Raw genomic sequence first — 20738 nt, 5'->3', positions numbered from 1 at the left:
CGTGCCGGGGGTCGCGAGCCGGTGAACCTTTCCGGTCACAGCACTAGGCGACGGTCCAGGGGTCCGGGCCGGCCAGCAGCGAGAGGAACGCCGCGTCGTCGCCCTTCTCGGCACGTGCACGGTTCTCACGTACCTGGTCATCAAAGGTCGGCCGCTCGACGCAGCGGAAGATCCCGACGGGCACCCGCTCCATCGATCCGTCGTCGAGGCGCGACAGCGCCCACGACGACTCGGCGGACGCGGACCTCACGTCGTGCACGTACGCGCGCCCGTCGATGTTGTATGTCGCCCCGTCCCGCAGCCGCACAAGGCGCCGCGCCGACTCCGCGGGGTTCTTGAGCACCTCGAAGGCGCCGTCGTTGAAGATCGGGCAGTTCTGGTAGATCTCCACCAGGGCCGTACCGCGGTGCGCGGCGGCCGCCCGCAGCACCTCGGTCAGCCCGGCGCGATCGGAGTCGATCGCGCGGGCGACGAACGTCGCGTCGGCGCCGAGGGCCAGCGCCACGGGGTTGAAGGGCGCGCCGACCGATCCGTCCGGCGACGACTTCGTCACCTTCCCCGCCTCGCTCGTGGGCGAGAACTGACCCTTGGTCAGTCCGTAGATCCGGTTGTTGAACAGCAGGATCTTGAGGTTGACGTTGCGGCGCATCGCGTGGATGAGGTGGTTGCCGCCGATGGACAGCGCGTCGCCGTCACCTGTTACGACCCAGACGGACAGGTCGCCACGCGTGGTCGCCAGGCCGGTCGCGATCGCGGGGGCACGCCCGTGGATGGAGTGCATGCCGTACGTGTCGAGGTAGTAGGGGAACCGGGACGAGCAGCCGATGCCGGAGATGAACACGATGTTCTCGCGGCGCAGCCCGAGCTCGGGCAGAAAGCCCTGGATCGTCTTGAGGATGACGTAGTCACCGCAGCCCGGGCACCAGCGCACCTCCTGGTCGGAGCTGTAGTCCTTGGCGGTGGCCGGCACCTCGGCGACCGGCACCCCCCTCAGGCCCGGGAAGGGCAGCGCTTCCGCGGTCATCGGCCGACCTCCTGGAGATGGGTGAGAAGGGCGTCCTCGATCTCGGCCACCTGGAACGGCAGCCCGCGGACCTGGTTGTGGCCGACGACGTCGACGAGGTACCTCGCCCGGAGCAGCATCGACAACTGCCCGAGGTTCATCTCGGGGCAGACGACCCGGCTGTAGCGGCGCAGCACTTCGCCGAGGTCGTGTGGGAAGGGGTTGAGCGCCCGCAGGTGCGCGTGTGCGACCGATTGGCCCTGTTTGCGCAGCCTGGTGCATGCCTCGGCAACAGGCCCGTACGTCGAGCCCCAGCCGATGACGAGCAACTCGGCGTCGCCGTCCGGGTCGTCGACCCAGGTGTCTCCGATGACCTGCGTGACCCGGTCCACCTTGGCCTGGCGGGTACGCACCATGAGGTCGTGGTTGTCCGGCTCGTACGAGATGTTGCCGTGTCCGTCGCCCTTCTCGATGCCGCCGATGCGGTGCTCGAGACCCGGCGTCCCCGGGACGGCCCAGGGTCTCGCCAGCGTCTCCGGTTCGCGCTTGTACGGCCAGAAGGCGCGAGCGCCGTCATCGGTCTCGTGGTTCGGCTCGGTGGCGAAACCGGGATCGATGCTCGGCTGGTCGCCCGGCTGGGGGATCTGCCACGGCTCGGAGCCGTTGGCCAGATAGCCGTCGGACAGAAGCATCACCGGTGTGCGGTACCGGATCGCGATCTCCACGGCCTCGACGGCCGCGGCGAAGCAGTCCGCCGACGACCGGGGAGCGATGACCGGCAAGGGTGCCTCGCCGTTGCGGCCGAACAGCGCCTGCAGCAGGTCGGACTGCTCCGTCTTGGTCGGCAGTCCGGTGGACGGACCGCCGCGCTGAACGTCGACGACGACCAGCGGCAGCTCCAGGCTCACCGCAAGTCCCAGGGCCTCGCTCTTGAGACAGACGCCGGGGCCGGACGTGGACGTCACTCCGAGGGCGCCTCCGTAGGACGCGCCGATCGCCGCGCAGGCACCCGCGATCTCGTCCTCGGCCTGGAACGTGGTGACGCCGAACCGGGCATGCTTGCTCAGCTCGTGCAGGATGTCGGACGCGGGTGTGATCGGGTAGGCGCCGAGGAAGAGCTCGAGGCCGGCCGAACGCGCCGCCGCCATCAGGCCGTAGGCCAGCGCCGTGTTGCCCGTGATGTTCCGGTAGCGCCCCGGCTTCATCGGGGCCGGCCGGACGTCGTACGAGACAGCGAACGCCTCCGCAGTCTCTCCGTAGTTCCAGCCGGCCCGGAAGGCAGCGAGGTTCGCCTCGCGGATGGCGGGCTTGTTCGCGAACCGCGACCTGATGAATGCCTCGGTCGACTCCGTCGGACGACCATACATCCAGGACAGGAGCCCGAGACCGAACATGTTCTTCGCCCTGGCCGCGTCCTTGCGCCCCAGACCGAACTCCTTCACCGCCGCCACCGTCAGCGACGTCATGTCGATCGGGTGCACGATGTAGTCGGCGAGCGATCCGTCCTCGACGGGGTTGCTCCGGTAGCCCGCCTTGGTCAGGTTGCGCGCGGTGAACTCCTGCGTGTCCACGATGATCGTGCCGCCCCGGGCGACGTCCCCGGCGTTCACCCGCAGCGCCGCCGGGTTCATCGCCACGAGGACGTCGGGCGCGTCGCCCGGGGTGAGCACCGCGTGCTCCGCCACCTGCACCTGGAAGGACGACACACCGGCGAGTGTCCCCTGGGGCGCACGGATCTCGGCGGGGAAGTTCGGCAACGTCGCCAGGTCGTTGCCGAAGACCGCACTCTCCTGCGTGAACCGGTCCCCGGTCAGTTGCATGCCGTCGCCGGAGTCACCGGCGAACCGGACCACGATCGAATCGATCTGCTTGGTAGTCATCGCCTCCACGGGCTCCTCCTTGAGCTCGGTCGGACACTGGAGCCGCTGCTCAGAAGGACCTGGGAAGACCGACCATCTCGGCGATGGAGTTGCGGGCCATCTCGTTGGCGATCGGGCCGATGCGGTAGAGGCGGGCATCACGCCAGTACCGCTGCATCTGCGTCTCGAGCGAGTAGCCCATGCCGCCGAACATCTGGATTCCGCGGTCCGCCGCGGTGCAGGCCCCCTCGGAGGCCACGATCTTCGCCATGTTCGCCTCGAGGCCGCAGTCCATACCCTGCGACTGCTTCCAGGCAGCGTTGTGGACGAGCAGCTCGGCGGACTTCTGGGCGATGACCATGTCCGCGATGTAGTGCTGCAGAGTCTGGAACTGGCCGAGCGGCTTGCCGAACGCCTCGCGCTCCTTCAGGTAGCGCAGCGCCTCCTCGATGACCCCGTCGAGGATGCCGAGCGCGAGCGCGGACATGATGATCCGCTCGTTGTTGAGCGTCGCGAGGAGCATGTACCAGGCCTTGCCCGGCTCACCGAGGACGAGGTCGTCCGGCACGAAGACGTCGTCGAGGAAGACCTCGCAGGACCCGACATTCTTCATACCCAGCTTGGGGATCTGCCGGGTTTCGAGGCCCTCGCTGTTGGTCGGCACCAGGAAGAGGGTCGTCCCGTGCGTCTTCTTCTGGACGTTCTTGTCGGACCGGGCAAGCAGGAGCAGGTAGTCCGCCACATGTGCCTGCGTCGACCAGATCTTCTGGCCGTTGATCACCCAGCCGCCGTCGACCTTCTTCGCCGTGGTCTTCATGGCTCCGAGGAGGTCGGTGCCACCTCCCGGCTCGGTCACCGCGATGGCGAACTTCTTGGTGCCGGCAGCGATCTCGGGGAGAAAGCGCGCCTTCTGCTCCGGCGTGCCGTAGTAGCCGACGGACTTGGCACCCGCGAACGCGTTGATGCCCCAGATCCAGGCCTGCCCGCCCAGGGAGCGGGAGAGCTCGCGGATGAGGAGGACCTGGTCGACCTCGGTACCGCCGGCACCGCCGTACTCCTCGGCGACGCCGATCGCGTGGAACCCGGCGTCGGCCATCTTCTTGAACAGATCGTGGGGGTACTGGAACTCCTGCTTCTCCAGCTCGAGCGCAACGTCCTTCGGGCACTCCTTCTCCACCCAGGACCGCACCATGCGGCGGAAGTCCTCCTGCTCTGGAGTGAGCGCGAAATCCATGTACCCTCCAGTGATTCAACCAAACGATTGTTTGTGTCATCGAACCCCTACCCCACGCGGACTGTCAAGAGCCGATCACCAGTGGATTACACTCTTTTCAACGACCAAACGTTTGGTGTAAAGTTCTGACTCGCCGAAGGGAGCGCCATGACACACGTGTACATCGACCACATCTCCATGTGCGTCAAAGACCTGGACACGGCCATCGCGGACTGGAAGGACATCCTCGGTGTCCTGACGCCTGGCCACAACGAACAGATCACCTACGGAGAGGGCACCTCCGACGGCACCCATATGGTGTGGGCGACATTCCAGAACCCGGACCCCACGGGCGTCTCGATCCAGCTGTGGGCACCGGGTTCCGAGAACAGCTGGGTGCACAAGGTGCTCGCCAAGCGCGGCGAGTTCGTCCACCACATCGCCTTCCTGTCCTCGAACTTCGGGCACACCGTCGAGCAGTGCCGGGCTGCCGATCTGCCGCTGCTGCTCGACGAGGACAGCCACCCCGACACGATGCCGTGGCTCCAGTGGAACTTCATCCCGGAGGACAAGGCCCACGGTGTCCTCATCGAGCTCGCCACCCGGTATCAGGCCGCCGGCGACCGCTGGCTGCCTCACCCCGGCAATGCCGAGCAGCCCGAACTGCTCAAGGAGATGAAGGACCGGTTCTACCTTTCGACGGGAGCTGACAAGTGATCGTCTCCGTCGACCTGGACGTCTGCCAGAACTATGGCCAGTGCGTGTTCGCCGCTCCTGAGGTCTTCGACCTCGACGACAACGCCGAGTTGGTCTACCAGGCCGAGGCACCGGACTCCTCGCGCGGTGAGGTCGAGGCAGCGGTGACCGCCTGCCCGGTCCAAGCCATCAGGATCGTCGGCTAGACGGGAGCCCGGGCATGTCACGGATCGTCATCGTCGGTGGATCACTCGGTGGGCTCCGCGCCACCGAAGCCCTCCTGGCCAAGGGCTGGGAGGGCGGGATCGTGGTCATCGGTGCCGAACGGCACCCGCCCTACACACGGCCGCCGCTGTCGAAGGGGCTGCTCGCCGCGGCACCGGACCTTGCGGCGGTGGAACTGCGCCGACGGCCGGACACCGGCGCCGTGGACTGGCGCTTCGGGGTATCGGCGGTCCACGCAGACCTCGAGGCCCGCCGCCTCACCCTGTCCGACGGGAGCGTCATCGCTTATGACGGCATCGTGGCTGCCACGGGCGTTCGCCCACGACGACTGCCGGAACACCTGACGGACAACGGGTTCACGCTGCGCACGCTCGACGACTGCACGGCACTGCGGCCGTTGCTGAACCAGGGCACCCGCCTGGCGATCGTGGGTGCCGGCTTCATCGGCTGCGAGATCGCGGCCACGGCATCGGGCCTCGGGTGCAGCGTCGACGTCATCGCACTCGACAGGACGCCGATGGTCCTGCCGCTCAGTGAGGTCGTCGGGACCGCCATTCGACGGCGCCACGAGGCACGTGGCATCCGGTTCCACCTCGGCCGCTCCGTCCAGGCCGTCGACAGCTCTCCCTCGGGCCACGTCCTGTCGCTCGACGACGGCTCCCGGGTCGAGTGCGACGTCTTCGTCGAGGCCATCGGCTCCCAGCCCTGCGTCGAGTGGCTCGAGGGCAACGGCCTGGACCTGGCCAACGGCGTCGAGTGCGACAACTCGATGCGGATGGGCGGCAGGTCCGGTGCCGTCGCCGTCGGCGATGTCGCCCGCTTCCCGAACCCGCTGTTCGACGACGTGCCGCGCAGGGTAGAGCACTGGCAGATGGCCACGGAGACCGCCGCTCGCGCTGCGGCAACACTGCTCGCCGACCTGTCCGGCACACCCACCGAGCCCAAGCCGTTCCGGCCGCTTCCGTGGTTCTGGTCGGACCAGTTCGAGATGAAGTTGCAGTCCTTCGGCTCACCCGCTCTCGGCGAGCACATCGAGGTGCTCGAGGGCGACCTCGCCGGCGAAGCTGCAATCGGCTACTACCGCGGCAAGCAACTCGTCGGTGTCGTGCTGCTGGGGATGCCCAAGGCCGCTCCGCGTCTTCGCAGGGAGATCCTCGACTCGCTCACGCTGGAGCCTGCCTGAGACAGCGGGCCATCCGGCGACAGCAGGGGAGATCGCCGACGCCACAAGGCGCCGGCGATCTCCCCTTTTCCGGGCCGGTGCCGGCCGACTGCGTGTCATTGCCTCATCACGGCAAAACCGCCCGGCCCCGGCACGTGTCAGGCGTGCGGGGCCGGGCGGTCTGCGTGCGTCAGGCGACGGTGCCACCGTCGACAAGCAGGGACGCTCCACTGATGTACGACGCGGCATCCGACGCCAGGAACACCACGGGTGCGGCGATCTCCTCGGGACGCGCCCACCGTCCCAGAGCGGCCTGCTTGGAGTACAGGGCCGCCATGGCCGGGTCGTCCGCGTAGTGGTCGTGGGCTCCGGAGTCCACGAGGCCCGGCACCACGAGGTTGCAGCGCACTCCGTGGTGGCCCCACTCGCGGGCCATGCTCCTGGTGAGCATCTCCAGGCCCGACTTCGCCACCGCATAGTGGGAAAGACCCGTGAGAGCCTGTTCACCGACGATCGAGCCGATGGTGATGACCGATCCCCCGCCGCGTCTGATCATCCCGGGAAGTGCGGCCTTGGCCAGCACGAGCGGCGCCCTGAGGTTGAGACTCACGGTCTTGTCCCAGCCGGGCAGTTTCATGTGTGCCAGATCCGACACGAATCTCGCGCCACCGGCGTTGTTGACGACGATGTCAGGATCGCCCAGCGCCGCCGCGACGGAGGCGACGGCCGACTCGACCTGGTCCTCGTCGGTCACGTCGCACTGGGCGACGGAGGCCCGTCGGCCGAGGCCGGTCACGAGATCGGCCGTCTCCTCCAGGGCGTCCTTGCGCCGGGCCAGCAAGCCCACATCGGCGCCGGCTTCGGCGAGGGACCGGGCGATGACCCGCCCGATCCCCCCGCTTGCGCCGGTGACGATGGCGACCCGGCCCGCGAGGACCCCCGCGCCCGTCATCGGCGTCCCGTCCGCACGACAGGCATGCTCTTCATGCCGCGGCTCATCATCGTCGGGTGCCAGGTCTCCCCACCCGCAAGGGCGAGGTCCGGCATCGCGTCGATGACCGCGAGATAGGCGACCTGCGCCTCAAGACGCGCCAGGAAGTTGCCGAGGCAGTGGTGCACCCCGAACCCGAACCCGACGTGCGGGTTGGGGTGGCGGGTGATGTCAAGGGTGTCCGGGTTCTCGAAGACATCGGGGTCCCGGTTGGCCGCGCTCTGCACGAGCAGGACGTTGTCGCCGGCGCGCAACCGCTTGCCGCGCAGCTCGACGTCCTCGACGAGCAGGCGGGCTTCCATGCGGGAGGGTCCGTCGAAGCGCAGCATCTCCTCGACAGCGGTCCCGACCAGTGCGCGGTCGGCCTTCAACAGCTCCATCTGCTCCGGATGGAGCAGGAACTGCCGTGTACCGTTCGCGATGAGGTTGGTGCTCGTCTCATGCCCGCCGAACACGAGCAGTGCGCAGGTGCTGAGGATCTCCTCGTCGCTGAGTGGAGGCTCGACGTCACGGGCGGACACGAGCGAGGAGATGACGTCGTCACCCGGCTGCTTGCGGGCCTTCGCGATCATGTCACGCAGGTAGTCGGTGAGTTCGACCAGCCCTTGCTGGGCACGCTCACGGCGATCGGCACTCCCCTCGGCACCGAACACCAGGGTCAGGATGTCGTCGGACCACTTCTTGAACAGGTCGCGTTCCCCGGCGGGGACGCCTATGAGCTCCGCGACGATGATCGCGGGGATCGGGTAGGCGAGGTCCTTCACGAAGTCGAAGGAATCACGGTCCGCGAGCGTCTGAAGCGTCTCGCGGACGACCTCCTCGACCCTGGGCCGCATCCTGGCCACGGCCTTCGGCGAGAAGGCCGGCTGCACCAGTTGGCGCAGCCGCGTGTGCTCGGGCGGGTCGAGGAAGACCATCCAGTGCGACAGCACGTCGAAGGTCGGCTGCCGGGCGGCGCGCTGCTCGTCGGTGAGACGGTCGGCGTACACCGGCCGGACCCGGTCCGAGGAGAACGCCGGGTTGCGCAGTGCCGCAAGGACATCCTCGTGCTTGTGGACGAACCAGGCCCGATACCGCTCGTTCCAGCGCACCGGGTCGGCTTCCCGCACCTGGGCGAAATAGGGGTACGGGTCCGCAAGACGGTCGTCCCGCAGGACCTCGTCGTCGATCGCCGTCGTCGTCTCAACCACCTAGCACCACCACAACACATCCGTTTCCGTCGATACCCGCGGTGCCGCCGCCCATGGTCTCCACGGCTGCGACCCGCGCTCCTTCCACCTGCCGGCCGCCGGCGTCACCACGCAACTGCCACACGGCCTCGGCGATCTGCGCGAGACCGGTGGCGCCGAGGGGGTGTCCCCTGCTCAGCAGTCCCCCGGAGGGGTTGACCGGCTGTCTGCCGCCCAGGGCGGTGTGCCCGGACAGCACGAGATCGGCGCCGCCGCCCGGGGCGGTCAGCCCGAGCGCCTCGGTGGCCGTGAGCTCACCGATGGTGAAGGCGTCGTGGACCTCGAAGAGGTCGATCTCCTCGGGACCGATTCCGGCGTCCTCCCAAGCCGCCGCGGCGACCTCGCCCATCAGCTCGTACCCCCACGGCTGGGTGCTGCGGTGGTCCCACAGCCGGCCCGAGCGCAGCGCGGAGCCGGCGATGCGCACATCTCGGTCATTGCCGCGGGGCACCCCCACGACCGCCGCGGTGGCGGCGTCCGAGATGTCGCAGCACTGGTACAACGTCAGCGGATCGGCCACCATGCGGGAAGCGAGCACCTCCTCGAGAGTGACCTCCTTGCCGTGCTGGGCGCGGGGATTGAACGATCCGTGCCGCCGGTTCTTGACGGCCAGCTGAGCCAGGGCCTTGGTGTCGAGGCCGTGGAGATACGCGTACCGGCTGGCGACCAGGGCGTACACACCCGGCAGAGCGAGTCCGGCACGCCCCTCGCTGTCGGTGACCTCAGGTGTGATGGGGCCGTCGAAGCTGCTCGTCATGGTCTCGATGCCGAGGCAGAGCACCCGCTCGTACCGGCCCGACATGACGGCGTGGCGGGCCTCGTGGAAGGCGGTCGACGAGGTGGCGCACGCATTCTCGAAGGTGAGGACCGGCACTGCCGTGATGCCCGCGTCCTGAAGGGCGCGCTGCGCGGTGCCCGGGGCACCGAAGACGGTGCCGGCGTACACGGCGTCGACCGAGTCGACTCCGGCATCCCCCAGGGCCTCCAGAATCGCCTCCTGGCCGAGGGAGGACCCCGAGCGGCCGGGCTGGCGCCCGAATTTCGTGGTGCCGACCCCGTACACGACGGCGCTCATGATTCCTCCTGCTCGCAGCCCGCGGCGACCAGGTCGCCGTCGGCAGTGATCGACGTGATGACGGCCCGGCTGCCGACCCGGAGCGGCTGTTCGCCCTCGGTGTGGACGAGGACCCGGGGTCCGTCGTCAAGGAGCAGGTAGGCCATCGCGAACGGCGGCTCATGACCGGGTACCCGGATGCGCAGGCACGTCGACGCGAAGACCTCGCCCTGGGGGGAGAAGGCCGCCGCCCCCGTCCCGCCGCGGCAGACCGGGCACCGCAGAACTTCGTGCGTCATCGGGTGGGCGCAGTCGCGGCACCGCCATCCGGCGACCGTGACCGCGCCACCGGACACCACGGCGCGGGGCCGCGGGTCGGCTGTGGCCGAAGACATGCTCTCCACCTCGTTCTCGCGTTGGGGCATCAGCGCGGCGCCATCCGGACGGCCGCGTCGACGCGGATCACCTCACCGTTGAGGTAGGTCGTCTCGATACAGGTGCGGACCACCGCCGCGATGTCCTCGGCGGCGCCGAGCCGCTTGGGGAAGACATTGGCGTCGCGCAGGTAGTCGCGGATCTCCTGGCTGGCCTGCCGGACCATCGGCGTGTCGATGGTGCCGGGGCAGATGGTCATGACCCGCACGCCATGGGACGCGAGGTCCCGGGCGAGCGGCAGGGTCATCGCGACCAGCCCGCCCTTGCCGGCGGAGTAGGACGCCTGACCGACCTGCCCCTCGAAGGCCGCGATGGATCCGATGTTGACGACGAGTCCCCGCTCCCCCTCGTCGCTCGGCTCGTTGCGGGCCATCACACCGGCGACATTGCGCAGGACGTCGAACGCGGCGATGAGGTTGACCTCAATACCCCTGCGGTAGAGGTCGAGTGGGAAGAGGCTGCCGTCCTTGGCGACGACGCGGCTCGCCGGGCTGATACCGGCGCTGTTGACAAGGACGTCGATCCGCCCGAAGCGCTCGACGACCTCGGAGACGGCCGTCTCCACCTGCTGCGGGACCGTGATGTCGAGGGGGAAGAACGCGACCGACGGCCCGAGCTCCTGGGCGAGTTCCGCCCCCTTGCTGCCGGGCAGGTCGAAGATGGCAGCCGAACCGCCATGGGCGACGAGCATCCGTACGACGCCCTCCCCGATCCCCGACGCGCCGCCGGTGACGACGGCGACCGTGTGGGTGAGTTCCATGGTCACACCCGCTCGATGACGGTGGCGTTCGCGAGCCCGCCGCCTTCGCACATGGTCTGAAGGCCGTACCGGCCGCCGGACCGGACGAGTTCGTGGACGAGGGTCGTCATCAGCCTGGCGCCGCTCGCGCCGAGGGGGTGCCCCAGAGCCATGGCGCCGCCGTTGACGTTGACCCGGGAGAGATCCGCTCCGATCTCCTTGGCCCAGGCGAGGACGACGGCAGCGAAGGCCTCGTTGCACTCGAACAGGTCGATCTGGTCCGGTGTCAGCCCACTGCGCTCGAGCGCCCTGCCGGTCGCGGGGATCGGGCCCGTCAGGATGAGCACCGGATCGGCACCGACGACGGTCGTCGTGTGCACGCGTGCCAGCGGCGTGAGTCCGTACCTCTCCACGGCGCGTTCGGAGGCGAGCAGCACCGCCGCGGCTCCGTCGGCTATCTGGCTCGCGAGGGCGGCGTTGTGCATGCCTCCGGGCCGGATCGGTGCGAGCCCGGCCATCTTCTCCTTCGTCGAGTCACGCCGGACGCCTTCGTCCCGACGGACCCCGCCGACCTCGATGATCTCGCGGTCGAAGCGGCCCTCGTCCTGGGCGCGGGCGGCGTTGCCATGGCTGCGCAGGGCGAGGTCGAACATCTCCTCGTGTCCGATCCCCCACTTCTCGGCGATGAGGTCCCCGCCACGGAACTGGTGGATCTCCTGGTCCCCGAACCGGTCCGCCCAGCCCTGGCCCCCGAAGGGGTAGCCGAAACCGAGACCCGGGTCGCCCGAGCTGTTGAGCGGAACGGTGCTCATCGCCTCAACGCCGCAGGCGATGACGAGGTCCTGCTCGCCTGCCTTGATGCCGTACGAGGCGAACGTCACCGCCTGTTGCGACGAGCCGCACTGCCGGTCGATGGTCACCGCGGGCACGTGCTCCGGCAGGCCCGCCGAGAGCCATGCGTTGCGACCGATGTTCCACGCCTGGGCGCCCATTTGCGCGACGCAACCGGTGATGACGTCGTCGACCGCTCCGGGGTCGATCCCGGAGCGGTCGACGAGCACCTTCAGCACGGAGCCGAGCAGGTCGGTCGGGTGCAGGGAACTGAGGCCGCCGCCCCTGCGCCCGGTGGGGGTGCGGACGGCGTCGACGATGTACGCCTCGGTCATATGGGGTCTCCCAGTGTCGTACGGATGTGTGCGTGCGGTGACACGGGCTCAGGGCCGTTCGGTCATGTGCGTGACGTCGACGGTGGCCGTACCGCTCAGTGCCGTGTCCCGCCCCTCGACGAGGAGCTCGACCTCGCAGTCGGCGAGGACACGGCCGTCGTTCTCGCGGACGTCGGTGACGGTGCCTCGGGCGATGACGTGGTCGTCGCCGAGCACGTTGCTGCGGAAGCGCACCGTGATCTTGCGCAGGTGTTCGTGGCCACCCGTCCAGACCGCCAGCATGTTCATCAGGTAGGCGAGGTTGTTCGGGCCCTGGTTGATGGGCCGGTTCCCCATGCCGAGCTTGCGCACCGACTCGAGGTCGAAGTGGATCGGGTTCGAGTCGGCCAGCAGCGCGGCCATCGTCTTCATCTTCTCTCGGGACACGTCCGCGATCTCCCAGGAGGGGATCGCGTCGCCGGGACGGACCGTCATGCCGCTGACCTCCTGGGGAAGACGATGGAGTTACGCGTGCGGGCCGCCAGCGCGCCGTCGGCGCCTCGCAGCTCGACCTCGAAGCCGATGACGTCGAAGACGCCGGTGCGCCTGCCGTCCTTGCGCACGGCCGAGGTGAACCGGCCCGAGACCTTCACCTTCTCGCCGACCTCGAGCGGACGCAGGAGCTCCGTCTCGTGCTCGCCGAACATCGGGCCGTCCGCCGCGGTGGCACCGCAGATCTCGAAGACTTCGTCCCAGGTGACTCCCTTGCCCCGCGCCGTCGCCATGTAGGCGAAGAGGGGGTGCGCCCAGTGGCCGTCGACCACTCCGCCGACGACGTCGTTGAGGAGCCAGTCCACGTACGGCTCGATGACGTACTCCCCACCAGGGAGCGGCCGGCCCACGATGGCGCCGAGTTCTTCTTCGGTCATGCTGCTCCTTTCAACCAATCGATTGTTAGGTTAAATTTAGCCCACGGCAGTCACGGTGCCAAGGGCGAATACGCCGAAGGCCCGGCACCCTCGACAGGTACCGGGCCGCAGTGCGGGATCAGGCCTGGGCGGCCACGTCTGCCCGAGGGGCCGCCCGGATGCTGCGCCGCAACCCCTCGACACCCTCGCCTTGAAGGCCCCGATCGGAGATGACGGCGCTCACCACGGTGCGCGCAAAGACGTCGGCCAGCTGCTCGGGCGTGTACGGGCCGTCCTCCCGGTACCACCGGGTGAGCGCGTTCATCTGGCCGAGAGCGATCGTGGTCATGAGGTCGACGTCCATGCCCGCGTCGAAGACGCCCTGTTCCTGCCCCTGGACGAGGACGTCCCGCATGACCTTGTTGTAAGCGGCTCCGTCGGCCTGGATCTTCTCACGCCGCTCCTGACCGAGCTCCCGCATCTCCCGAAGACGGATCGAGTAGGCGGTGAGGTGACTGGTGGCGAAGCGAACGTGCGTGCCGACGAAGGCAGTCAGCTTGTCGACCGGGCCGGCCTCCATCCGGGCCACCGCTTGGATCTCCTGCAGCGCAACCTGGGTCGCACCGTCGATGATCGCGTAGAGGAAGTCCTCCTTGGACTTCACGTAGTGGTACAGACTCCCCTTGAGCACGCCGACGGCCTCGGCGATGTCCTGGATGCTCGTCGCGCTGTAGCCCTTCCGATGGAAGATCTGCGCAGCGGCATCGACGATCTCGTGGAAGCGCTCAGGGTCCGGACCGCGACGCGGACGTCCTCGCTTGGGTGCGGTCATGTGTGTCGCCCCTTCTGAGGAGAGTCGGACGGCTCGAAGCGCCCTCGATCGGCCATCCACGGAAGAATGTCCCGGTTGCCCCGCGTCCACAGCCCCCGCGTGCGCCGTTCCGCGATCCGCCAACCACCGGCGACCCGGACGATCCGATCGTCGTAGCGCGCGCCGACGGTGAGGCTGCTGCCCCCCGGAAGACCGCGCCTGACGAGGGTCGCCTGCACGTGGCTGCGCACGCGGACGCCGCCGGCCCGGTCGGTGACGAGCACCGAACCGACGAGGTGCTGAGTGGCGTCGAGGCCGGCATGGATGGACTCCATCCGACTGCCGAGCGCGTCGGCGCCACGGCATGTGAACGCCTCGTAGTCCGCGACGACGTCATCGGTGAAGACCTCGCCGAAGTCGGTCCAACGACGGTCGTCGATGAGCCAGGCGTATGCCGCGAGCAGCTGGGGCGCGGCAGACGCCGCCGCGGGGACCTCAGTCACCTTCGATGGCCGCCGGGTACACGGCGCCCTCGAACCACGCCTCGAGCTCGGCGCGCCGGGTCGCGTCGACGATCTCGACGATCGTCCCGTTGGCCATCCGGTGATAGGCGAAGCGCACCGCCCTGCCCGAGCCGTCGTCATAGGTGAGCACCCGGGGGCAGCCCGCCGCCTCGAGTCCCTCCGAGGTCTTCTGGAAGTCGTCGGCCCACACGCCGATGTGGTGCGCGGAACTCGGGCCGCCCACGGGTTGGACCGGCTGCTCCCAGATGGTGCCGGCGACCGGCTCGAGCAGCTCGATGCGAGGCTCTCCGCCCTGGGAGTAGGCGAAGCGCATCTGCGCGAGGACCGGTCCGTCGGGGGTGAGGACGGGCATCTCCCGCTCCTCGACCCCGGTCCATGTCACGCCGAAGACGGCGGTGAACTCCTTCATCGCGCCCTCGATCGAGGGCACGACGAATCCGGCGTGGTAGATGTTCGCCGTCGAGAGCATGACACTCCAAGCAGCTCGGGGCCCACGGCAGGATCCGGCGGGCCAGGCCGCGGTCTCGGGTCGCACGGCTCCACCATACAACCGACCGTCTGTTTGGTAATTTACCATCATGCTGCATCACGCAACCCACTCACCGCCCACGCAGCCGGCACCCGATGAGGGCACCGAGGCCCGATACCTTCCGGACCCCCTGCGCCACGAGGCCACCGACGCCCCGCAGTGGTTCCGGCGCGCCGGCCTGGACGAACCGACGGTCGGGGAGGTGGAACACGAAGGCGCCCGCATCCGCTACCTGCGCTGGCCCGGCGGGCCGGGACCGGCCACGCTCCTCGTCCATGGCGGCAGCGCGCACGCGCACTGGTGGAGCCCGCTCGCGCCGCTGCTCCGGTCCCAGGGGCCGGTCGTGGCGATGGACCTGTCCGGCCACGGCCTGAGCGACTGGCGACCGGACGGCTACACCGTCGCCCAGTGGGCCCGGGAGGTTCGCGCCGTCGCGCTGGCCACGTCCACGGCGCCACCCGTCGTCATCGCCCACTCCATGGGGGGCATCGTCTCGGCCCACCTCGCCGTCACGGCAGGCGACACCATGGGCCGGCTCGTCGTGGTCGACTCTCCGGTGTGGGACAGCGCCCCGGCCCCGGAGGGTGAGATCGCCGCCCGGGCGAACGCACCGACGCGATACCACGCCGACCCGGAGGTCCCCATCTCACGCTTCCGCCTGATTCCACGCCAGGAGTGCTCCAACAACTGGTATATGCGACACATCGCCTGGCACGGCCTCACGGCGACCGCGCAGGGGTACCGCTGGCGCTTCGACCCCCAGATCTTCGCAGGCAACGACGGAGGCGCCGACGCCGGGAACCGGATCGCCCGCTTCGAGGGCTCACTGAGCGACAGCACCTGCCCGTATGCCGTCGTCATGGGCGAGGACTCCTACCTGACCCCGCAGGCCGTCGAGGTCTTCGGGGCAGCCTCGCGGTCGCCGGCCGCCGTCTCCCGCCACGGCAGAACACCACTGGCCCTCGTACCGTCAGCCGGGCACCACGTCCTGCTCGACCAGCCGCTCGCCCTCGTCGCAGCCGTCCGCGGAGTCCTCGCCGCCTGGCGCTGAGGAGCCACAGACACGCCGGACCGAGGGTGGACGCAGCGTCTCGCCGTCGAATATATTCAACCAACTGTTTGCTTGAAATATGAGGGGTGCTGCTGAATGACCTACGTCATCGCCCAACCGTGTGTCGACGTCAAGGATCGAGCTTGCGTCGACGAGTGCCCCGTTGACTGCATCTACGAGGGCCCGCGGATGCTCTACATCCATCCGGACGAGTGCGTCGACTGCGGCGCCTGCGAGCCGGTGTGCCCCGTCGAGGCGATCTTCTTCGAGGACGACGTGCCTGAGGACTTCAGCCACTACGCCTCGATCAACGTCGAGTTCTTCGCCGAGCTGGGCAGTCCGGGCGGCGCGGCCTCCCTCGGCCCCACCGAAAGGGACCATCCCGCGGTGGCCGCCCTTCCCGCGCCGGTGACCGTTACCGACTGAAACTCTGCACACCGGTCCGGCGCGGAGACCCCGGCCTCAAAGCGCCGGACCCCGAGGCCACTCCGGAAACCGGGCAGCGCGCATCTTCGTCATCGCCTGACCGCCCACACGCCTGCCATCGGACCCGGACAGCACGCCTCACCACCCGTGACCCTGGCACCGAGGAGGACCATGCACTCCGCAGCCCGCACCACCGAGCCGTTCGCCATCGGCCTCAGCACGGTCGAGCCCCCTGAGCTCTCCGACGGAGACGTCAGACTGCGCGTCGAGTGCGTCGGCGTCTGCGGCACCGACCTGCATGTCTTCGACGGCTCCTATCCCGTCGACTACCCCGTGGTCCAGGGACACGAAATCAGCGCCCGGGTCGTCGAGGTCTCCCCGTCCGCGGCTGCCCGCCTGACCGTCGGCGACCGGGTCGCGGTGGAGCCGGTCACGTCCTGCGGGCAGTGCCGAGCCTGCCGCAACGGCCGCCGCAACACGTGCCAGAACATGATCGCCATCGGGATCCACCGTCCGGGAGGATTCCAGGAGGAACTGGTCCTACCGGCCGTCAACTGCCACTCCGCAGGCTCGCTGTCCCCCACGGCCACCGCCCTGGCCGAGACGCTGTCGGTCAGCCTCCGCGCGGTGGCCCGGCCCTCCGTCACCGAAGGGGACCGGGTCGTGGTCCTCGGCGCCGGCCCGATCGGCCTCGGCGCGGTGCTCGCGGCCACCGATCGCGGGGCACGCGTACTCGTCGTCGACCAGCACCAGGCACGCCTCGACCTCGCCGTGGAACTCGGCGCCGAGGAGACCGTCCCGGGACTCGCCGAGCTCCCGGAGCGCGTACTGCGCTGGACCGACGGCGACGGGGCCGACGTCGTGATCGAGGCCACCGGAGCACCGACCGTCGCGCGGTCGGCCTTCGAGGTGGTCGCCGTCGGCGGCCGAATCTCCATCGTCGGTGTCTCGGAGCAGGAACTGCACGTGAACATGCGGCTGTTCACCAGCAAGGAGCTCGATGTCTACGGCAGCCGCGCGACGCTCGACTTCCCCGGCGCCATCGCTCTGAGCCGGCGCTACGAGTCGAAGGTCATGAGACTCGTCAGCCACCGGTTCGCGCTGTCCGACACCCAGCAGGCGCTCCGGTACGCCCTGGACGAGCCCCAGTCGGTGGTCAAGACGGTCATCGACGTGACCTGACTGGTTCCTGCAGTACAGGTTCAAGATCAACTGACCGCACCACGGCGAGGCACGGGGCAACGTCGCCCCGGGAGAAGGGAGAAGCATGAAATCACGCGGAGCACTGGTCTGGGGGCCGGGGCCGACCGAGTGGGTCGTCGAGGACCTCATCCTCGACGACCCCAAGGAGGGCGAGGCGCTCGTCCGGCTCAAGGCGGCGGGCCTGTGCCACTCGGACGCGCACCTGTCCTTCGGTGACCAGAGCCGGGAGTCCTACCCCTTCCTCGGGGGCCACGAGGGCGCCGGCATCGTAGAGAAGGTGGGCCCCGGCGTCACGAGCCTCGCGGTCGGCGACCACGTCACGACGACGTTCATGCCGTCGTGCGGCACGTGCGCATGGTGCGTCAAGGGCCGCGGCAACCTCTGCGACCGAGGCGCGGAGCTGATGTCCGGGTACATGCTCGACGGCACTCACCGGATCCACACCGCCGGCGGCGACCCGGTCGGCCCGATGACCTTCCTCGGCACCTTCAGCGAGTACATCGTCAGCCCGGTCGAGTCGCTCATCAAGATCGACAAGGACATCCCGTTCGAGGCGGCCGCCATCACCGCGTGCGCGGTGCCGACGGGCTGGGGCACCGCCGTCAACATCGCTGGCGTCCAACCGGATGACGTCGTCATGGTCATCGGTGTGGGCGGTGTCGGGATGAGCGCGGTCCAAGGAGCCAGGATGGCCGGCGCACGCGAGATCATCGTCGTCGACCCGGCCGAGTTCAAGCGGCAACAGGCCCCGCGGTTCGGCGCCACCCACGTCGCCGCCGACCTCGAGGAGGCCCAGCCGCTGGTGCAGGAGCTCACCCGCGGAGTCGGCGTGGACCGGGCGATCCTCACCATGGGTGTCGTCGACGCCGACCTCATACAGCCGATCCTGAATCACGTCTCCAAGGGCGGCGTCCTGGCCATCGGCGGCGTCTCGGCGGAGACCCAGACCGACGCCAAGCTCGGCGTGCTCGGCTTCGTCCTGCTCGAACAGCAGATCCGGGGCGGGATCTACGGCGGCTGCCAGCCGGCCGTGGACGTCCCCCGCCTCCTCGGAATGTACAAGCGGGGCGCCCTCAAGCTCGACGAGATGGTCACCCGAACCTACAAGCTCGAGCAAATCAACGAGGCCTACAAGCACATGGCTGAGGGCAGCAACATCCGCGGGGTCATCGTCTACGACTGAGGTTTTCCCCGTGCAGCGATCTCCACGAAGTGGCCTGAACCGCCCCGATCGGTACGCATCGGACGTGCGGGGCCTGGCCACTGACAGACGTGAAGCCCCTGGTAGGACAGAGTCTGCCAAGATCACGCCCGTAGCAACCAGGGGCTTCACGTCGGTCAGCTTTGTCGCCACGCTCGACGTCTCGCGCCACGCCGTCGAGTGCCTCGGCCGACGCCGGCCGCCATCCCCGATGCATCAGCGGCGCGCTATGCGCAGCACGTCCAGCACCCGTCGGCGCTTCAGGGTGGCGAAGGGCCGCTCGACTGCGGCGCGGAGCTTGGCCAGGGCGGCATCGGCCCCTTCTCCCAGCCGTCGTGCCGGGGGATGAGGATGCCGCAGCACCGAGTGGCGCTTCGCCGGCGGCGGCCACCGCCTGCTCCAGGATGGGGCCGCGAGCGGGGCCAGCACCTGCACCGCCTCGGTGACGTAGCGCCAGGCGGTGTCGTAGACACTCCGAAGTGCGCACCGAGCTGGGTGAACGCCTCCCCCTTGGCGAACCACACCAGGAACACGGCGGGTTGGTCATAAGAGGCCGCGGCACTCCAGGGCTGCCTGGTTCACTGCTTCGGACAGCGATGAGTTTCCCCAGCAGGAATCCGCGTCCGCAGGAACGTCGAGAGTGCACGACAGCTGACCACAAAGCTCCTTGCTCCGCAGGTTGGTTACACCCTGCGGAGCAAGGAGCTCCGGTGCGTCACGGGCCACCCCATCACCCGACGTCCGCGGTCTCGGGCTGGTTGCCGCTGTCAGCCGAGCACCTTCACCAGCTCGACGTCCGGAAGCTTCGTCGGCGCGACGTCCCCGCCCTTGACCTCGAGGAATCGATAGATCGTGTTGGCTCGCACGCGTGGGAAGGCAGCGGGGCCGCTGGAGCCCGGGCTCCACTCCGTGATGCCTTGGATGCTGACGTTCCGTGCGGCATCGAGGGCCTCAGTCACGCTCTTCGCTGTGATGGCGCCGGTGATCGCGGGATTGCTGCCCTGGCCCTCCAGCAGATCCTTGAAGGCGTACACCGACATCCATGCGTTGATCGCGCCGGGCCGCTTCTGACCGGGCTTGCTGAAACCAGCGGCGTCCATGTCGGCGTTGAACTTCTTGATGCCGTCGCTCTTGTCGTCACTGTACGCCGGCGTCGGGCTGACGAGGAGCAGGCCGTCGCACAGGGCTCCGCACCCACTTGCCTCGTTCGCGCCGAACACATCGGCTTGGTAGGACCAGGTGGCCCGCTGCAGGCCCATGGCACGGGCCGCCTTGATGACCCCTTGCAACTGACCCACCGTGGTGTTGAAGTAGACGCCGTCCCCGCCCATCTCCTTGATCTGCTGCGCATAGGAGGAGTACTCGCTGACACCGCTCGTCGGCACCTTGACGATCCCGCCGAACTTCAGACCCGACTTGATCGCGCCCTTCTTGACGAGCTTGGCGTTCTCGATGGCGGACGGCACGTCAGCCGAGACCGCCACGATGGTGGTGGCGCCGGAGGACTTGAGACCGAACGGCGCGATGTGGGAGGCCGCGGCTGTGCCTCCGTCGAAGGGGAAGGACGACTTCGAGGTGTAGTCGATCGGGTTGCCGAGGGACTCCAGGCCGATGTTCGGGATGCCTGCCTGCTCCAAGAGCGGCAGGGTCTGTGTCGTGAAGTTGTCGAGATAGCCGAGGACGACCACGACGTTCTCCCTCACGGCCTTGCGCGCGCAATTGAGCGCGGTGTTGGGGTCCGAGTTGGTGTTGCAGGTGATGAGCTCCAGTCGACGCCCGTGCACACCGCCGTGGGCATTGATCGCCTTGACGGCCGCTACCGTCCCGTCCTGAACGTCGGGGAAGTTCTGCAGTTCGGTGCCGAAGGCCGTGATGTTCATGACCTTGATCGATCCGGCGGCGCCGGCCTCTCCGTGCGCTTGAGCGCAGCCGGCCAGCACGGCCGTTGTCAGTGAAAGGGCCACGCCGGCCCGCAAAGCACGCGTCATTGCGTTCTCCTGGTCTGGGAAATGACCGAGACTCGCCGCCCGGCCGTTGCTGGGAATGGGCCTCGGGATTCGGCCGAGAGAAACTGTTCATCGGCTGTGGCCTGGGGCTGCCCTGGCCGGCGGAGTGCCGGGAGCGCGCACGCAACGGTTCGCGCGTCCCCAGAGATTCTCAGGCGCATTGTGTGGATCGACACAGGCGGGAGGAGGTGACGAAGTCAGCGCTCAAAGAGGGTGCGGTGCCGATACCGGCGCGGCCCGGATCCCGCCCGCAGCGACGCCGCGGTCCTCGATCTCATCCTGGCCGGCACCTGCGCGGTGTGAGCATCGGGGTCCCTGAGGACAGCCG

23 protein-coding genes are annotated in these 20738 nt (G+C 68.8%); 7 read left to right on the top strand and 16 right to left on the bottom strand.

The annotated features are described in order from the left end of the window. Positions 1–43: 43 nt before the first annotated feature. The 3 genes from IEZ19_RS26495 to IEZ19_RS26485 are packed head-to-tail and all read right to left on the bottom strand — an operon-like array spanning position 44 to position 4096. Positions 44–1024, bottom strand: coding sequence for a 2-oxoacid:ferredoxin oxidoreductase subunit beta (locus IEZ19_RS26495; RefSeq protein WP_189313799.1), 981 nt, complete (start codon positions 1022–1024; stop codon positions 44–46). Next, positions 1021–2883 (bottom strand): 2-oxoacid:acceptor oxidoreductase subunit alpha, encoded by a 1863-nt coding sequence (locus IEZ19_RS26490; RefSeq protein WP_189313826.1) that lies wholly within the window; start codon positions 2881–2883, stop codon positions 1021–1023. Before IEZ19_RS26490 ends, IEZ19_RS26495 begins: the two co-directional genes overlap by 4 nt. Before the next feature lie 49 nt (positions 2884–2932). Then, complete coding sequence (locus IEZ19_RS26485; RefSeq protein WP_189313798.1) at positions 2933–4096, bottom strand: acyl-CoA dehydrogenase family protein; 1164 nt, start codon at positions 4094–4096, stop codon at positions 2933–2935. Between the two features lie 147 nt (positions 4097–4243). Between IEZ19_RS26485 and IEZ19_RS26480 the strand changes: the two genes are divergently transcribed. The 3 genes from IEZ19_RS26480 to IEZ19_RS26470 are packed head-to-tail and all read left to right on the top strand — an operon-like array spanning position 4244 to position 6179. Further along, positions 4244–4792 carry a VOC family protein gene (locus IEZ19_RS26480; RefSeq protein ID WP_189313797.1) on the top strand — a complete coding sequence of 183 codons (549 nt, stop codon included), beginning with the start codon at positions 4244–4246 and terminating at the stop codon, positions 4790–4792. Continuing rightward, positions 4789–4977 carry a ferredoxin gene (locus tag IEZ19_RS26475; RefSeq protein ID WP_189313796.1) on the top strand — a complete coding sequence of 63 codons (189 nt, stop codon included), beginning with the start codon at positions 4789–4791 and terminating at the stop codon, positions 4975–4977. Before IEZ19_RS26480 ends, IEZ19_RS26475 begins: the two co-directional genes overlap by 4 nt. 14 nt (positions 4978–4991) lie before the next feature. After that, positions 4992–6179 (top strand): NAD(P)/FAD-dependent oxidoreductase, encoded by a 1188-nt coding sequence (locus tag IEZ19_RS26470; protein WP_189313795.1) that lies wholly within the window; start codon positions 4992–4994, stop codon positions 6177–6179. A 169-nt stretch (positions 6180–6348) separates the two neighbouring features. Here the strand turns inward: IEZ19_RS26470 and IEZ19_RS26465 are convergent, their stop codons facing one another. From IEZ19_RS26465 to IEZ19_RS26415, 11 genes are all read right to left on the bottom strand, one after another. Then, positions 6349–7110: an SDR family NAD(P)-dependent oxidoreductase gene (locus IEZ19_RS26465; protein ID WP_189313794.1), complete on the bottom strand. Its 762-nt coding sequence runs from the start codon at positions 7108–7110 to the stop codon at positions 6349–6351. After that, on the bottom strand, positions 7107–8339 hold the full coding sequence (locus IEZ19_RS26460; RefSeq protein ID WP_189313793.1) for a cytochrome P450: 1233 nt from the start codon (positions 8337–8339) through the stop codon (positions 7107–7109). Before IEZ19_RS26460 ends, IEZ19_RS26465 begins: the two co-directional genes overlap by 4 nt. After that, positions 8332–9453 carry a thiolase family protein gene (locus IEZ19_RS26455; protein ID WP_189313792.1) on the bottom strand — a complete coding sequence of 374 codons (1122 nt, stop codon included), beginning with the start codon at positions 9451–9453 and terminating at the stop codon, positions 8332–8334. Before IEZ19_RS26455 ends, IEZ19_RS26460 begins: the two co-directional genes overlap by 8 nt. Beyond that, positions 9450–9827, bottom strand: coding sequence for a PhlB family protein (locus IEZ19_RS26450; RefSeq protein ID WP_189313791.1), 378 nt, complete (start codon positions 9825–9827; stop codon positions 9450–9452). Before IEZ19_RS26450 ends, IEZ19_RS26455 begins: the two co-directional genes overlap by 4 nt. Before the next feature lie 29 nt (positions 9828–9856). Then, complete coding sequence (locus IEZ19_RS26445) at positions 9857–10627, bottom strand: SDR family NAD(P)-dependent oxidoreductase (protein ID WP_189313790.1); 771 nt, start codon at positions 10625–10627, stop codon at positions 9857–9859. 2 nt (positions 10628–10629) lie between these two features. Next, the gene (locus IEZ19_RS26440) at positions 10630–11772 is read right to left on the bottom strand and encodes an acetyl-CoA C-acyltransferase (protein ID WP_189313789.1); all 1143 of its coding nucleotides are present in this window, start codon (positions 11770–11772) and stop codon (positions 10630–10632) included. A gap of 48 nt (positions 11773–11820) precedes the next feature. Further along, on the bottom strand, positions 11821–12246 hold the full coding sequence (locus IEZ19_RS26435; protein WP_189313788.1) for a MaoC family dehydratase: 426 nt from the start codon (positions 12244–12246) through the stop codon (positions 11821–11823). Further along, positions 12243–12680 (bottom strand): hypothetical protein, encoded by a 438-nt coding sequence (locus tag IEZ19_RS26430; protein WP_189313787.1) that lies wholly within the window; start codon positions 12678–12680, stop codon positions 12243–12245. Before IEZ19_RS26430 ends, IEZ19_RS26435 begins: the two co-directional genes overlap by 4 nt. Positions 12681–12798: 118 nt before the next feature. Further along, complete coding sequence (locus IEZ19_RS26425; RefSeq protein ID WP_189313786.1) at positions 12799–13491, bottom strand: TetR/AcrR family transcriptional regulator; 693 nt, start codon at positions 13489–13491, stop codon at positions 12799–12801. Beyond that, complete coding sequence (locus IEZ19_RS26420; protein ID WP_189313785.1) at positions 13488–13973, bottom strand: nuclear transport factor 2 family protein; 486 nt, start codon at positions 13971–13973, stop codon at positions 13488–13490. Before IEZ19_RS26420 ends, IEZ19_RS26425 begins: the two co-directional genes overlap by 4 nt. Continuing rightward, entirely contained in the window at positions 13966–14463 is a 498-nt protein-coding gene (locus IEZ19_RS26415) for a VOC family protein (RefSeq protein ID WP_189313784.1), read from the bottom strand. Before IEZ19_RS26415 ends, IEZ19_RS26420 begins: the two co-directional genes overlap by 8 nt. 109 nt (positions 14464–14572) lie before the next feature. On the opposite strand from IEZ19_RS26415, the gene IEZ19_RS26410 reads away from it, so the two are divergent. The 4 genes from IEZ19_RS26410 to IEZ19_RS26395 all read left to right on the top strand — a co-directional run bounded on the left by IEZ19_RS26410 (position 14573) and on the right by IEZ19_RS26395 (position 18386). Next, positions 14573–15574 (top strand): alpha/beta fold hydrolase, encoded by a 1002-nt coding sequence (locus IEZ19_RS26410; RefSeq protein WP_189313783.1) that lies wholly within the window; start codon positions 14573–14575, stop codon positions 15572–15574. A gap of 96 nt (positions 15575–15670) precedes the next feature. Beyond that, positions 15671–16000, top strand: coding sequence for a ferredoxin (gene fdxA, locus IEZ19_RS26405; protein WP_189313782.1), 330 nt, complete (start codon positions 15671–15673; stop codon positions 15998–16000). A gap of 171 nt (positions 16001–16171) precedes the next feature. Next, positions 16172–17182, top strand: a complete 1011-nt coding sequence (locus IEZ19_RS26400; protein WP_189313781.1) for a zinc-binding dehydrogenase — start codon at positions 16172–16174, stop codon at positions 17180–17182. A gap of 85 nt (positions 17183–17267) precedes the next feature. Further along, positions 17268–18386, top strand: coding sequence for an NDMA-dependent alcohol dehydrogenase (locus IEZ19_RS26395; RefSeq protein ID WP_189313780.1), 1119 nt, complete (start codon positions 17268–17270; stop codon positions 18384–18386). Positions 18387–18620: 234 nt separating this feature from the next. Here the strand turns inward: IEZ19_RS26395 and IEZ19_RS26390 are convergent, their stop codons facing one another. Both IEZ19_RS26390 and IEZ19_RS26385 read right to left on the bottom strand, forming a co-directional pair. Next, the gene (locus IEZ19_RS26390) at positions 18621–18833 is read right to left on the bottom strand and encodes a hypothetical protein (RefSeq protein ID WP_189313779.1); all 213 of its coding nucleotides are present in this window, start codon (positions 18831–18833) and stop codon (positions 18621–18623) included. A 338-nt stretch (positions 18834–19171) separates the two neighbouring features. After that, complete coding sequence (locus IEZ19_RS26385; protein WP_189313778.1) at positions 19172–20392, bottom strand: ABC transporter substrate-binding protein; 1221 nt, start codon at positions 20390–20392, stop codon at positions 19172–19174. Positions 20393–20738: the final 346 nt, after the last annotated feature.

It is taken from the genome of Streptomyces brasiliensis (genome assembly GCF_014647875.1).
GTDB lineage: Bacteria > Actinomycetota > Actinomycetes > Streptomycetales > Streptomycetaceae > Streptomyces > Streptomyces brasiliensis.
This window is presented reverse-complemented; position numbering and strand designations above follow the sequence as displayed.